The 14,535-nt window shown below is 39.6% G+C and carries 14 protein-coding genes; 8 read left to right on the top strand and 6 right to left on the bottom strand.

What is annotated here, in order from left to right; translation table 11 throughout:
- Positions 1–114 precede the first annotated feature (114 nt).
- Entirely contained in the window at positions 115–1,350 is a 1,236-nt protein-coding gene (locus I6J03_RS16225) for an MFS transporter (protein ID WP_003004196.1), read from the bottom strand.
- Positions 1,351–1,457: 107 nt separating this feature from the next.
- On the opposite strand from I6J03_RS16225, the gene I6J03_RS16220 reads away from it, so the two are divergent.
- The 4 genes from I6J03_RS16220 to I6J03_RS16205 are packed head-to-tail and all read left to right on the top strand — an operon-like array spanning position 1,458 to position 3,503.
- Positions 1,458–1,991 (top strand): DUF4442 domain-containing protein, encoded by a 534-nt coding sequence (locus I6J03_RS16220; protein ID WP_050767767.1) that lies wholly within the window; start codon positions 1,458–1,460, stop codon positions 1,989–1,991.
- Positions 1,992–2,002: 11 nt separating this feature from the next.
- The gene (locus I6J03_RS16215; RefSeq protein WP_232279629.1) at positions 2,003–2,434 is read left to right on the top strand and encodes a transposase; all 432 of its coding nucleotides are present in this window, start codon (positions 2,003–2,005) and stop codon (positions 2,432–2,434) included.
- Between the two features lie 6 nt (positions 2,435–2,440).
- Positions 2,441–3,076 (top strand): SCO family protein, encoded by a 636-nt coding sequence (locus I6J03_RS16210; protein WP_003004203.1) that lies wholly within the window; start codon positions 2,441–2,443, stop codon positions 3,074–3,076.
- Between the two features lies 1 nt (position 3,077).
- Positions 3,078–3,503, top strand: a complete 426-nt coding sequence (locus I6J03_RS16205) for a c-type cytochrome (protein WP_003004204.1) — start codon at positions 3,078–3,080, stop codon at positions 3,501–3,503.
- A gap of 84 nt (positions 3,504–3,587) precedes the next feature.
- Here the strand turns inward: I6J03_RS16205 and I6J03_RS16200 are convergent, their stop codons facing one another.
- Entirely contained in the window at positions 3,588–4,376 is a 789-nt protein-coding gene (locus I6J03_RS16200; protein ID WP_003004206.1) for a hypothetical protein, read from the bottom strand.
- A 553-nt stretch (positions 4,377–4,929) separates the two neighbouring features.
- Here I6J03_RS16200 and I6J03_RS16195 point away from each other — a divergent pair.
- The 4 genes from I6J03_RS16195 to I6J03_RS16180 are packed head-to-tail and all read left to right on the top strand — an operon-like array spanning position 4,930 to position 11,207.
- Positions 4,930–5,538, top strand: a complete 609-nt coding sequence (locus I6J03_RS16195; protein WP_003004208.1) for a TetR/AcrR family transcriptional regulator — start codon at positions 4,930–4,932, stop codon at positions 5,536–5,538.
- Entirely contained in the window at positions 5,525–6,838 is a 1,314-nt protein-coding gene (locus tag I6J03_RS16190) for a TolC family protein (protein WP_232279630.1), read from the top strand. Before I6J03_RS16195 ends, I6J03_RS16190 begins: the two co-directional genes overlap by 14 nt.
- A 23-nt stretch (positions 6,839–6,861) precedes the next feature.
- Positions 6,862–8,010 (top strand): efflux RND transporter periplasmic adaptor subunit, encoded by a 1,149-nt coding sequence (locus I6J03_RS16185; protein WP_003004213.1) that lies wholly within the window; start codon positions 6,862–6,864, stop codon positions 8,008–8,010.
- A gap of 26 nt (positions 8,011–8,036) precedes the next feature.
- Positions 8,037–11,207 (top strand): efflux RND transporter permease subunit, encoded by a 3,171-nt coding sequence (locus I6J03_RS16180; protein WP_003004215.1) that lies wholly within the window; start codon positions 8,037–8,039, stop codon positions 11,205–11,207.
- Positions 11,208–11,502: 295 nt separating this feature from the next.
- Here I6J03_RS16180 and I6J03_RS16175 read toward each other — a convergent pair whose 3' ends face one another.
- The 4 genes from I6J03_RS16175 to nadC form a co-directional block, all read right to left on the bottom strand.
- On the bottom strand, positions 11,503–11,985 hold the full coding sequence (locus tag I6J03_RS16175; RefSeq protein ID WP_003004217.1) for an ecotin: 483 nt from the start codon (positions 11,983–11,985) through the stop codon (positions 11,503–11,505).
- Positions 11,986–12,067: 82 nt separating this feature from the next.
- Entirely contained in the window at positions 12,068–12,886 is an 819-nt protein-coding gene (locus I6J03_RS16170) for a M48 family metallopeptidase (protein WP_003004218.1), read from the bottom strand.
- A gap of 45 nt (positions 12,887–12,931) precedes the next feature.
- Positions 12,932–13,582: a glycerol-3-phosphate 1-O-acyltransferase PlsY gene (plsY, locus tag I6J03_RS16165; RefSeq protein ID WP_003004220.1), complete on the bottom strand. Its 651-nt coding sequence runs from the start codon at positions 13,580–13,582 to the stop codon at positions 12,932–12,934.
- A 31-nt stretch (positions 13,583–13,613) separates the two neighbouring features.
- The gene (nadC, locus tag I6J03_RS16160; protein ID WP_003004221.1) at positions 13,614–14,471 is read right to left on the bottom strand and encodes a carboxylating nicotinate-nucleotide diphosphorylase; all 858 of its coding nucleotides are present in this window, start codon (positions 14,469–14,471) and stop codon (positions 13,614–13,616) included.
- Positions 14,472–14,535 lie beyond the last annotated feature (64 nt).

Below are 14,535 nucleotides of genomic sequence, written 5' to 3'. Positions count from 1 at the left end.
ATCTTCATAAAAGATTAAATCCGACAGCAGGATTTTCCTGCTGTGTATTCAAAAAGTGCTGCAAAAAATATAAAAGAGGCAGCAGGTGCAAGAAATGTCCCAAAAGATAATGGGTTATTCCTCAATATAATCCAGATCTCTGGAAAAGCTTTCTTTTAATTGCGTCAGTGCAAATATGGCAATTCCTGAAAGGAGAAATACCATGATCAGAGCTGCTGTAACGATGCCCCATATATCAACAAAATATCCATAGAGCAAGGTAGACGGAATAAGAGCGCCCCTGACAAAGTTCGGTGCTGTCGTGGCTACTGTAGCTCTCAGATTAGTTCCAAACTGTTCAGCCGCTATCGTAACAAAAGTTGCCCAGTAGCCTACACCTAATCCCATCAGAAAGGCTAACGCGAGAAAAGCAGGTTCAGTCAGCCCCTCACTATTCAGATACCAGCACGAACTTATAATGATAAGAATCTGACATATGAAAACCACCTTTTTACGGGATTTAAGCCACTGAGCCAATAAGCCTGCAATAAAATCGCCAAGTGATATTCCCAGATACGTAAACATAACCCCCTTTCCTGCACTCAATACGACCGGAGCACCCAGTGCCTTGCCGATTTCGGGAGACTGTGTAACCAGTACGCCTACAACAAACCAGATCGGAAGCCCGATACACATACAATACAAATACCGCTTGAAACGTGCAGCATTGTTGAACAACATCCGAAGCTGTCCTTTCTGTACATTCGCATTACTCATATTATGAAACAACCCTGATTCAAATACGCCAACACGCAACAGCAGTAATAGTAATCCCATTCCTCCCCCTACAAAATAAGCGGTACGCCAATCAAATAATTCTGCTACAAAGTAAGCCAATATAGCCCCCAGCACTCCTACTCCCGCCACGATCATGGTCCCGTATCCTCTTTTCTCTTTACTCATACTCTCACTTACCAGAGTAATACCTGCTCCCAGCTCTCCGGCTAAACCAATGCCGGCAATAAAACGAATAATTCCGTATGTCGTCACATCATGAACAAATCCATTGGTAATATTGGCAACAGAATAGAGTAAAATAGAACCGAAAAGTACTTTCAGGCGTCCGTACTTATCACCAATCACACCCCAGATCACTCCTCCGATCAACAGTCCTCCCATTTGCATGTTCAACACAAATTCGCCTTTACTTCGCATATCAGCCTCTGCAACTCCAATATCTCCAAAAGACTGTATCCGAACTATAGAAAAAATAATCAGATCATAGATATCGACAAAATACCCTAAGGCAGCAACGAAAACAATAATCCAGACACGTTTATTGGGGAGCACACTTTGCTGTAGTTCAGACATGGTTTGGTTAATTTAGAAAAGCGAATTTAATATAGTTTTCATTTTAATGCAAGATATTCCCCATAAGTTCGCCTTCCTCTCATTTTTGTGCTATTTTTGTAAATACTATGCTGACATTGCGTCCCAATATGCTCAAATGGATACTCCGTAGCTATCCGCCTTTTCTATTCCAGCGGATCTGGATACAAAAGATCCTTCCGGACTATAGCGGAGCAGATGTCAAGATATTCAGAAGCCTATTTAATATTAACGGTAACAGAACAATATTCGGAGGCACCATATTTTCAGCTACAGATCCATTACACCCCCTTCTCATCGATCAGATATTCAAGGCAAAAGGATATAAAAAGACAGTAGTATGGGTTAAATCTGCACGTATAGAATATAAAAAACCGGGAGACGGTAATCTGTATATATCCATACGTATCTCTCAGGACGATATCAGTGACGCTCTTCGTTCTATTCAGAATGAAGGTAAGATTGTCAAAATATTCACCATAGAAATCTATGACAAACACCGTAATCTATGCGCCGTTTCCAATAATGAGATATACATTCGCAATCTCCTTCATGAATCCCCGCATACTCCTTCAACGGAAGAAATAAACACTTCAGAAATAAATATTAATTCCATAAACTAAAAATAATGTATATGAAAAATTTGGCCTATTTATTATTAGCAGGATCAGCTTTTGCTATCTCATGTCAGAATTCAGGAGATCAAAAGAAAGGTGGTGACATCGAAACAATAAAAAAAGAAGCTATCGCTATACATGATGAGATCATGCCGCAGATTTCCACTTTTGATAAAAATACTGTCCGTATAGATTCTATACTGACCAATATTGCAGCATTAAAAGCTAAAAATACTGCACTTGATACCGCTGCAGCACGAACTGAATTATCGGCGCTCAAGTCAAAATTGGAACAGGCAACCGGCTCTATGGAAGACTGGATGATGGGCTATGCAGTTGATAGCGCAAGCGTGGAGTATCAGCAAAAAGAGCTGGACAAAGTAAATACAATGAAAAAACTATTTACCGATGTATCTGCAGAAAGCAAAACCATATTAGGCAAATACTAAACAACTATGAGATTACTATATATATTGACACTCGCTGCCGGTATTTTTCTTTCCTCTTGTTCAGGTAATGATACAAGGCTTCCGATCTACGGAGACAGAGAAGCTGTGGAAAAAAACGTAGATGGTAAAGTCGTTATTGATACAGCATATCATACTATTCCTGCATTCAGTTTTCTCAATCAGGACAGTGTGCTGATAACAGATAAGAATTTTGACAATAAAATATATATTGCCAACTTTTTCTTTACACATTGCCCGAGCATCTGCCCTACTATGCAGCGTAACTTATTGAAAGTATATGAAAAATATAAAGGAGATGAACGTATAGCATTTCTTTCCCACAGTATTGATTTCAAATATGATCATCCGTACATATTAAAAGCATATGCTAATAAACTGGGAGTCACAAATGATCAGTGGCAATTCGTTAACGGGTCTAAAGCAGACATATATGGGATTGCTAATGATTACCTTGTGTTTGCCAAAGAAGACAGCAATGTACCGGGAGGATATGACCATCAGGGATATCTGGTGATCGTGGATAAGGATAAACGTATCCGTGGTGCTTATGACGGTACAGATTCAGAACAGGTAGACAAATTATTAAAAGATCTGGAGATCTTATTCAAAGAATACAAGTAACATGAAATTTTTGACCATATTGAGCTGTTTAGCGGCAGTCTATCTTATCAGTCTGTTGAATGCCTGTCAACCTAATGTCAGCATTCAGACAGCTCAATATGCCGTCAATGGTCAAAAACTATATACAACGCACTGTCAGAATTGTCACGGGGCAAAAGGAGAAGGACTTGGAAAGCTGTATCCACCCCTTACAGACGCCAAATATTTCAAAGACAACCGCAACATACTGCCCTGTATTATAAAAAACGGTATCTCCGGACCAATACAGATTAACGGAGAAACATTTAATGAAAAAATGCCGGGAGTACCTGAACTCACAGAGGTTGATATAGCCTATATTCTGACCTATATCACGACAACATTTGTTCAGGAGACCGAAAAATACAGTCAGGAAGAGGTTCGGACGAACCTTCAAAACTGTAAATAGTAATATGACATGTAATGCGCTGTAATGCACAATGCAAACACCAGCATCCGCATTGATCCTATTATGAAAACTGACACAAAGTGCTTATAACAAATTGTTTATTTGTGCTAATTTATCTCCCACATAATTGGTTGTATAAATAGTTTCATTTCCACTATCACGCACGAAATCACTATATGTATAAACCTCGGCTTGTTGTTTAGTAGATTCCTTTTTGTCCAGGTAATCCTTATAAAACTTAAAGTAACTTCCTGCAGGTGATTCCTTCATTAATTCCTTATTCGAATTAGCAATGACAAAAAGCAAACAGGTGCTATGCAGTCTATTGGAAAAATCCGGACTATGCTGATCCTCCATTACCCCAAAGAAGAATATACGCTTATCTGCTTCCCAGACACGACAGCTTATTTTTTGGTCCTTGTAATAAAAATCAGTTTTACCAAAGTGTGCTGCCATAAACTCTTCCAGCGCTTTAGTTTCCTCGGTTGTATGAATATTGACCTGATATGCGCCTATATTTTTTTGAACAGGATCTTCGAAAAACTCTACATAATTGGCAAAAAAAAGGTCTTTATTGTATCTACTGATATTTCCGGATAATTTTATATTACCAAAAATTAAAACCGAATCTTTTTCAGAACTGAATTTTCTGATCTCCCCGTCCAGATGCGTATTATAATCCTTAGTCTCGACTCCCATACTATTCAGCAGCTCTTTTTTAACCGGAAAGGACACACTCAGCAAATCAAATTTATCCTCTTGTTTACAACTTACAAACAATGCTAGTAGTACTACAAGTAATAAAGCAGAACACCTGTTTTTCCCTTTCACCTTTAGCTCAGTTACATCTTTAAATAGAATCTCTCGTTTCAATTTCAGATCAGATTAAATAATACGTTTATAATAACCCTCCAAATATACCTTATAGATGAATACCATATATACATTTAATTTAATATATCCTAAAGCAATCCCCCTCTGCTTCTTAACTCAAAGCTAAATACAAAACATATAGTACCGGAATGCTGATGAAGAATAAAAAACGAAGAATAAGATGGTATGAAACGGGGGGCTAATCTCAGTCATTAAGAATAGGTTTTGGGTAAATTAAGGGCATAAAAAAAGGTTTCCAAACGGGGAGAGTGGAAACCTTTACTAACCAATTATAAACCTAAATTATGATACTGCAAAGGTACAGCTTATTTCAATTCACTCCAAATCTTTTTTTGAAATATTTTTGAGTCCCCGGTTGCTTTATGTCAAAAAGTGACAATTAACACTTACCACTATTTCAAAAACAGCCAAAACGTTACAATTGGCCTACAAATAAAGAAATTGTTAAGAAATCTTAAATTCTCTTAAAGATGTTCTTTATAACATTATTTTGACACTTTTTGAACTTAATTTTATCTACATTTGCAACCGAATGAACGTTCGGTTTAGAGATATAAATGAAAAAAAGGCTGCTATCTTCAATACGACTATAGCACTTATTGGTGAGCATGGATTCCATGGCACCTCTATGAGTATGATTGCAAAATCGGCACAGGTTGCTACAGGTACCATCTATCATTACTTTCCATCTAAGGACTGTCTGATAGAAGAGCTTCATCTGGAATGTAAAAAGTTTTTGAATGCACGCATCTTTGAAAATATTAGCGAGATTAAAGATTACAAAGAAAAATTTTTTACCATTTGGAAGCGGTTTATCCATTACGGGTTAATGCAACCAGATATGTTTGGCTTTCTTGAGCAGTTCTATTCCTCCCCTTACATGGAGAATATTAAAGAAAAATTCCGACATAGTGCTATTAGTGAAAACAATATACATGATTTCCTTGTTGAAGGAATTAAACTGAAACAGCTTAAGGATTTAGATATCAACATATTATTAACCTCATACATTGGAGTCGCTACATCTACTATCAGAATCATACTATACGCAAAAGTAAATTACACAGAGACACATTACGACCAACTGATCCAGATTGTTTGGGATGGTGTTTCAAATGAAAATAAATATGAAGTCCAATAAAATTATATTATCCATCCTAGCCACCACTGCCCTTTTCAACTGGGCGTTTGCACAGCAAGTACCTCAAAAGGCTACGCTGCAACAGCTTATAGATTATGCTTTGCAGAACAAAATTTCTATCAAACAAGCCGAAATAGATGAAGCCATCGGCGAGAAAGATATTGACATCTCTCTTTCCGGATGGTATCCTCAGTTGGCATTGACAGGTAATTATAATCATAATCTTAAGATACCTACCAATGCTTTTGGCGGGCAAACTGTTGTCATGGGACAGAAAAACTCAAGCAACCTGACACTTCAGGCTGATCAGCAATTACTGAATCCTGCCCTTATGCAAGCGTCTAAAGCAGCTGAACTGACCAGACTCTCTAATAAACAGAATACAGAGAATGTACGGATCAATACTGTAGTCGACGTCAGTAAAGCTTATTATGATATTCTGACAAGTGAAGAACAAATCAACATTGTCAGGGAAAATATCATCAGACTGGACAAACAATTGAAGGATGCACAAGTGAGATACGAAGTAGGGCTGGTGGATAAGACGGACTTCAAACGTGCACAGATTGCGTTGAGTAATGCAAGAGCGGATGAAAAAAGAACAGTGGAACTGCGTAAATATAAGTATGACTACCTGAAGCAACTTCTGGCTTTGGATATAAAAGATCCGTTGACGCTGTCATTTGACAATGCGAATATGGAAACTGAAATACTTTTAGATACAACAGGCGGACTGGATAACAGTAAGCGGATAGAATTCCAACAATTAGAAACTGCGAAAAAACTGCAACAGCTAAATACGCAATACTACAAATGGACATATCTGCCTAGTCTTAGTGCATTTATTAATTACGGACTTGATTACCGTAATGATAAATTCGGAGACCTTTACAATGACAGCTTCCCGAGATCTACTGTAGGTCTTAATCTGACTTTCCCTATTTTTCAGGGATTTAAGAGAAAAAATCAGATCAATAAATCCCAACTTCAGGAAGCAAGAATAGACTGGGATATTCAGAATCTGAACAATCAGATCAGCACTGAATATTCACTTGCTCAGGCTTCTTATAATGCAAATCTGAGTGATTGGAAAACATCAAAAGACAATGTGGATCTGTCCAAAGAAGTCTATAACACTATCAAACTTCAATATGATGAAGGGATCAAGACTTATCTGGATCTGATGACAGCAGAGACTGATTTAAAAACAAGTCAGCTAAACTATCTGAATGCCTTGTATGCATTATTGTCCAGCAAACTGGATGTTCAAAAAGCATTGGGAAATATACAAACGAATTAATCACTTAAGAAATCGACAATATCATGAATAAGAGACATTTATTAACGGCATTTTTTATTGGTTCTGCACTTGTGTGGCAATCATGTGGGAATAAGGATGCTAAACAGCAAGGCGCTGCGCAGGCACCTGCTGAACGGGTAGTTCCGGTTACTACAGCTGTTGTTAACGAAGAAATTGTAACAGGTAATATTACTTATCCGGCTTCTGTCGTCGCATTGAATGAAACAGAACTACGTGCGGAAGTTAATGGTTATATCACTAATATATATGTTGCTGATGGAGCTGTTGTTTCAAAAGGACAGAAATTATATGAAATTGACGGTATACGCTATACTGCCGCAGTAGATCAGGCAAAAGCGAATCTGAATATTGCGCAGGCCAATTATGACCGTGTACAGACTGATTTGAAGCGCTACGAAAAACTTGCTCAGCAGGATGCGATCGCTAAACAGACATTAGACTATGCAAAGACAGACCTGGCTAATCAACAAGCGCAGGTGGCTTCTGCAAAAGCTGCGTTGACAACAGCTAATACAAACCTGGCAAGATCAGTGATCAGAGCTCCTTTTGCAGGAACAGTAGGCATCTCACAGGTACGTGCAGGAGCATTGGTTTCAGCAGGAACTACATTAATGAATACAATCTCATCTAATGATCCTATCGCAGTAGAAATTCAGGTAAATGAAAAAGATATCAGCAAATTCACAGCACTCAGAAACAGCCACAAATCATCCGCTATTTCATTAACCTTGCCAGATGGAACTGAATATCCTGAACATGGAACCATTCACACAGTTGACCGTGCTATCGATCCGAATACAGGAACATTAAAAGTACGTGCTGCATTTAACAATGTCAACAGAAGCCTGGTAGCCGGTATGAACCTGACACTGAGCATCAAACAGGAATCTGCCAGCAACGAGCTTGTTGTCCCTTACAAAGCAGTAATGGAACAACTGGGAGTCTTCAATGTATACGTAGTAGGTGACAGCAGTAAAGCTGAGATTCGTCATGTCGAACTGGGAACCAAGATCGGTGACCGAATTGTAATCAAAAAAGGAATTACTCCGGGTGATAAAGTAATTGTTGAAGGAGTGATGAATCTCCAGCCCGGTGTTAAAGTAACTGAAAGTAAAGGAACAGAGAATGGTGCAGCTCCTAAAAAAGGGTAATACGATCCTCATTTAACGATTAATATATGATTTCAGAAGTTTTTATAAAAAGACCCATAACGGCAATCGTAATATCAATATTGATTACGATTCTGGGAACGATATCCGTTGCCACACTGCCGATAAGTCAATACCCTTCCATTGCTCCTCCGACAGTATCTGTTACGGCTAACTATACAGGTGCCGATGCACAGACTGTAGAACAAACGGTGACTACTCCTATTGAGAGTCAGATCAACGGTACCCCGGGGATGATCTATATGTCCTCAAACAGTACTTCCAATGGTCAGTCTCAGATCACTGTAACCTTTGAAGTAGGTACAGATATTGATATTGCTACGCTTGACGTTCAAAACCGTGTAGGTATTGCTGAACCGTCATTACCGGAAGCGGTAAGACGTCTGGGTGTGACTACACGTAAAGCAAATACAGATATCCTCATGCTCGTTTCCTTAGTTTCTCCTAAAGGAACAAGAGATGATAAGTTTCTATCCAACTATATCAACCTCTATATCAAAGATGCGATTATGCGTGTCAAAGGTGTCGGTGATGCGACAGTATTCGGACAGCCATTCTCTATGCGGGTATGGTTAGATGCAAACAAACTGTCAAACCTTGGACTTACACCTGCAGATGTATCAAATGCTATTCAGGAACAGAATATACGGATGCCGGGAGGTAGTGTGGGTGGACGTCCGCAGGAATCTTCTACTGTATTCGAATACCCTATCCTGACAGATGGAGACCTTTCCAATGTAGAAGATTTTGAAGATATTATTGTAAAAGCCAATACTGACGGATCTATCGTATTGTTGAAAGACGTGGCCCGTGTAGAGCTGGGACAATTCTCTTACAGCACTTCTACCAAGACTGACGGCATGGTATCTACAGGTATGATGATCAATCAGACTCCTGGAGGTAATGCGGTAGAAACAGCCGATGGTATCTACAAAGCACTGGAACAATTGAAAAAATCATTTCCGGATGATGTAGATTATGTTGTTGGTTATGAAACCATTTCGGTTGTAAATGCATCTATAGAATCGGTTATCCATACCCTTTTAGAAGCCTTATTACTGGTAACGGTAGTGGTGTTCTTCTTCCTGCAGAGCTGGAGAGCAACATTAATCCCTGTACTGGCTATCCCGGTTTCTATTGTAGGAACATTTATATTCTTCTTACTGTTTGGATTCTCTATCAATAACCTGACGATGCTTGCATTCGTACTCGCAATTGGTATCGTAGTGGATGATGCCATCGTCGTCGTGGAAGCTGTCCAGCATTATATAGATCATTATAAGCTTGATGCTAAAGAAGCTACCCGCCGGGCGATGAAAGACATTACAGCCCCAGTTATTGCAATTGCGCTGATTCTTTCTGCAGTATTCGTTCCTGTAGGATTTATCCCAGGCATGGTGGGTAAACTTTACCAACAGTTTGCCATTACAATTGCCGTATCTGTAATGTTATCGGCTTTTATAGCACTTACCCTTACTCCTGCCCTTTGTTCACTGATGCTGAGACCAACATCCGTTAATAAAGAAGCCAGAGGACTGAATAAGTTTTTCTTCAAATTTAACGTATGGTTTGAAAAAGTCACAAACAGATATTCCAAAGGTGTACAGCAATGTATCCGTAAGGCTCCTCTGGTACTGATTATTCTGTTATGTATTTTTGTCGGCACAGGATGGATGTTCAATGCCAAACCTACAGGATTTATTCCTTCCGAGGACGGAGGTATGTTCTTTGCCGGAGTTACATTGCCTGAAGGAGCTTCTTCTGCCCGTACAAATGAGGTCCTCGACGAACTGGAAGCGGACTTAAAGAAAGATTTCCCTGAAATCAATCACGTAACGACTATTTCGGGTATCAATATCCTTAATCGTGCATTTAAACCAAATGGAGCAACGCTCTTCGTTTCATTGAAACACTGGAATGACCGTAAGCGTACAGCAGCAGAGATTACAGGTGCTATTATGCAAAAATATATGGCTTATCAAAAAGCCCGTATTCTGGCAGTAACGCCTCCTGCTATTCCGGGTCTTGGTACATCCGGAGGTTTCTCTATGATGTTGTTAGATCAGCAGACGGTAGATATCAAAGAATTTGAAGGTGTAGTAGGTAAATTCTTGGCCGCTGCTAATCAGCGTCCTGAGATCGGTATGGCCTATACCCTGTTCAGTTCGAACTCCCCTAACTATAAACTGCACGTAAATCGTGAACAGGCAAAAAGAATGGGAGTTCCTGTTTCCAATATCTATTCGACTATAGCTGCTTATCTTGGTAGTAGTTATGTCAACGATTTTACGAAATATGGCCGTAACTTCCGTGTCGTTACACAGGCGGATACAGCATATCGTATGGGAATAGAAGATATCAACAAACTGTATGTTCGAAATGCAGCCGGATCTTCTGTACCGATGGCTACATTAGTCAGTTATGAACTGACAACCAGTCCATCGATCGTCAATCACTACAATATCTTCAGAAGTATCGAGGTATCGGGTAGTGCTGCTCCGGGCTATAGCTCGGGTGATGCGTTAAAAGCATTGGAGGAAGTAGCTGCACAGACATTGCCTAACGGTTATGACTATCAGTTCTCGGGTCTTAGTTTGCAGGAAAAACAATCGGGATCACAGACGATTATGATCTTTGCACTCTGTATACTCTTTGTATTCTTGCTTCTGGCATCCTTATACGAAAGCTGGTCAGTACCATTCTCCATCCTTCTTTCTGTACCTCTGGGGGTATTCGGAGCGATCCTGACATTGATTCTGATCCCGAGACTGGATAACAATATCTTTGCTCAGATTGGTCTCGTCACGATTATCGGTCTTGCTGCGAAAAATGCGATTCTGATCGTGGAGTTTGCCAAAGAGCGTGTAGATATCGGTATGAATCTGATCGAAGCGACATTAGATGCAGTCAAACTGCGTTTACGCCCTATCATCATGACATCACTTGCATTTATTCTGGGTATTATCCCGTTGATGCTTTCCACTGGTGCCGGTGCTGTATCACGTCAGACGATTGGATGGACAGTATTCGGAGGTATGGCTGCAGCTACATTCTTAGCTATATTTATCGTTCCTGTGTTATTTGTGGTCATCACTCGTATGGCATATGGCAAGAAAAAATTAGCCGAACTTGAAGCTAATTTTGATGAAGAAAAGGCTAAAAATCTAAGTGCCCATTAAACAATTAATAGTTCTTATAGTTTGCAGAAGCCTGGTCGTTGACGATCAGGCTTCTGTCGTTTATAGATACAAGGTTCTTTGCAAAACTTCTATCTTCAACCTCTCTTCCCTCCGGGCATCTCTCCTTCGAAAGGAGAGAATAGTTAGAACGGCATTCCTGCAGAACTAATTACCTCTCCGTTGATGGAGAACCTGTTCCGACTCGTCGGAAGGGTTAGAGTGAGGTTCTTCAAAAAAATGGGCTGTATCAAAGATTTGATACAGCCCATTAATTCTTTACCTGAAAAAGAATAGCTTATTTCACTGTTTTTCCGACAAATGTCTCATCATTTGTTGTATAAATCTTATATCTGATCTCGTATCCTTCCGGAGCATAGATTACGATTGGCAATCTTCCGTTGTAGCGTGCAAGTTTACCTTCAGAATAAACAAACTGCTGAATTTTCTTAGCATCCGGACAAGCCATCATAGTGCTGCGAACACTTCCGTTTGTAGTGAATACATAATAGTTGTAGCCCCAGCCCTGTAAATCCTTTTCTTCAAACTGACCAGCTAAACCGTAGCTGTTACATCCGTCAGTTTCCATAATTTTTCCAGCAAAAAATTCTATTTTCTTTAAATTATCCTTATCAGAATGGGGTACATCAATGATATATTGTACCTGTCCTTTCTCAGCTTTCGGAAACATACTTACAGAAGAGTTTACAGATTGCTGTGCATATACACTTGCAGTTCCTAATGAAATCAATATCATTAACACTTTAAAAAATTTTATCATAACATTTATTATTTATTATACTCTTAAAACGGTTTTCGGATAGAAAAAGCTACAAAAAAAGCCGTCAGTTGACGGCTTTTTTTTATAATTTAAGTACTCTTTGTTTCTTATAATATTTGTTTGCCTCAGGCAGCAGTTTTTGTATATCTGAAATACGTCTGGCATCGCTGGGGTGTGTACTCATAAACTCAGGAGTACCCGGTCCCTTTCCATTTGACATTCTTTCCCAAAATCCGACTGCAGTCTGCGGATCATATCCGGCCATCGCCATAAATATCAATCCCAAACGATCAGCTTCAGATTCATTACTTCTGGAATACTTCAGCATCCCCAACTGTCCGCCTACACCATACAATGTACCTACAACATTCTGTACAATCGCACTCTTACCTGAAGTAGCTGCTCCTACAACCTGTCCGCCAGTCTGCAGCAGTATCTGATTACTCATCTGTTCGCTGGAGTGTTTAGCAATTGCATGGGCAATTTCGTGTCCCATTACAGTAGCCAATCCGGCTTCATTGACAGTGATAGGCAGGATACCTGTATAAACAGCCACTTTACCACCAGGCATACACCAGGCATTGACCTCATCACTTTGAATAAGATTAAATTCCCAGTTGAAATTATACTGATTTGCTATTCCCTGAGAGGTCAGGTAGGTATTTACAGCTGCAGCAATATTGTTTCCAACTTTTTTAACCAATGCTGCATTAGCTGTTCCGGTAATTACTTTTGTAGAAGCTGAGCCTAAAAATTCTTTATAGGAAGCAGCAGCCTGCTGTTCCACCTGACTATCGCTGACAAGACTTAATTGTCTGCGTCCGGTCAAAGGTACAGTAGAGCACCCTGCAAGTGTAGCACCGACCAGCAGCATGCTTGTATATTTGTATAGATTATTCATGGCGTGTTTGTTTACAGAAATACTTCTCAATTCTTGTGCCTAAAATCAAGTCTTGTTTTTTTTCTTGAACAAATAGATTTTGGATTCATGCCCCTTGAGAAGCCGTTCAATATTTTTCTGATGGGTAATCAGAATAAGTGCGCATATGGCTATTCCATACAATAAAACAGAAGGCACTGACGTATGAAAAATAAAGGCAATACTAAAAGGAAATGTAAAGCCGGCAAGTATAGAACTCAACGATACATAGTGTGTGATCAGTAAGGTTAGAATAAATACACTCACACAACATAAAGCGGCAGGCAAATGAATAGCCAACACCATTCCGAATAAGGTGGCAACACCTTTACCGCCTCTGAAACCTGCAAAAATGGGAAATAAATGACCTAATACAGCAATTACACCTAAAGCCAGTTGAAAGTTGACAAATTGAGGTGCTTCCGGCATGCCTACAATAGTAGGATCTAATAAATGGGGCAGATTAGTCGCCGTCCAGCCTTTAAGAATATCGATAAACATAACAGCGCTACCTGCTTTCGGTCCCAATACTCGAAAGGTATTGGTCGCTCCGGCATTTCCACTCCCGTATTCCCTCACATCCACACCATAAAATGCCTGTCCCAACCACACAGCTGTAGGTATGGACCCAAACAAGTATGCCAATATTACGATACCTAACAGGTAAATTGAAATCATTACTTTCTTTTAATAGATAGTCCTAATATAATTAAATAAGTTTAGCTTTAAGACTGAGGTCAAGACTTTTCACAGAATGGGTCAAAGCTCCTACAGAAATATAATCAACTCCTGCTTCAGCATATGCACGTATGGTATCTATAGTAATTCCACCTGACGCTTCTGTAACCAGTCTTCCTTCAATAATATCTACGGCTTCTTTTACTTGCTGTGGTGTAAAATTATCTAACATTACACGATCAACAGATCCGAATGCCAATACCTCATCCAGTTCCTTAAGATTGCGTACTTCGATTTCTATTTGTATTTTTTTTCCTAATTGCTGACGATAATTTTCAGCAGAGGTAAGCGCTTTGGTAATACCTCCTGCATAGTCGACATGATTATCCTTGATCAGAATCATATCGTACAATCCGAAGCGATGATTTACACCACCTCCGATCTTCACCGCCTCTTTTTCAAGAAAACGCAGCAAAGGAGTCGTTTTACGGGTGTCCAGAACTTTCGTTTTCGTCCCTTCCAGTACCGAGACATATTCATGCGTACGGGTAGCGATACCACTCATACGCTGCATGACATTCAGCACCAGACGCTCAATTTTAAGAATACTATGTATGTCTCCTTCCAGATAGAACGCGATATCTCCTACCTTTACAGCAGTGCCGTCCGTTAATAATGTTTTGATTTTTAATGCAGGGTCTGCTATCTCAAGGAGTTTGCGGGCAACTTCCACACCGGCCAGAATTCCATCTTCCTTAACCAGTAATTTAGCTTCTCCCTGCTGTCCCGCAGGTATAGTTGATAAAGTAGTATGATCTCCATCGCCAACATCCTCCTGTAAGGATTCCCTAACAAAAACAGCTAATTTTTCGACAAATTCTTTATCCATATTATAATAACGCACGATAAGGTAGCACGAAGATGAGGAAATAAATTAAATTCTAAAAGAAATA

The sequence above is a fragment of the Sphingobacterium spiritivorum genome, assembly GCF_016724845.1.
GTDB classification, from domain to species: domain Bacteria; phylum Bacteroidota; class Bacteroidia; order Sphingobacteriales; family Sphingobacteriaceae; genus Sphingobacterium; species Sphingobacterium spiritivorum_A.
The sequence above is the reverse complement of the archived record's forward strand: the minus strand, read 5'-3'. Positions and strand labels throughout refer to the sequence as shown.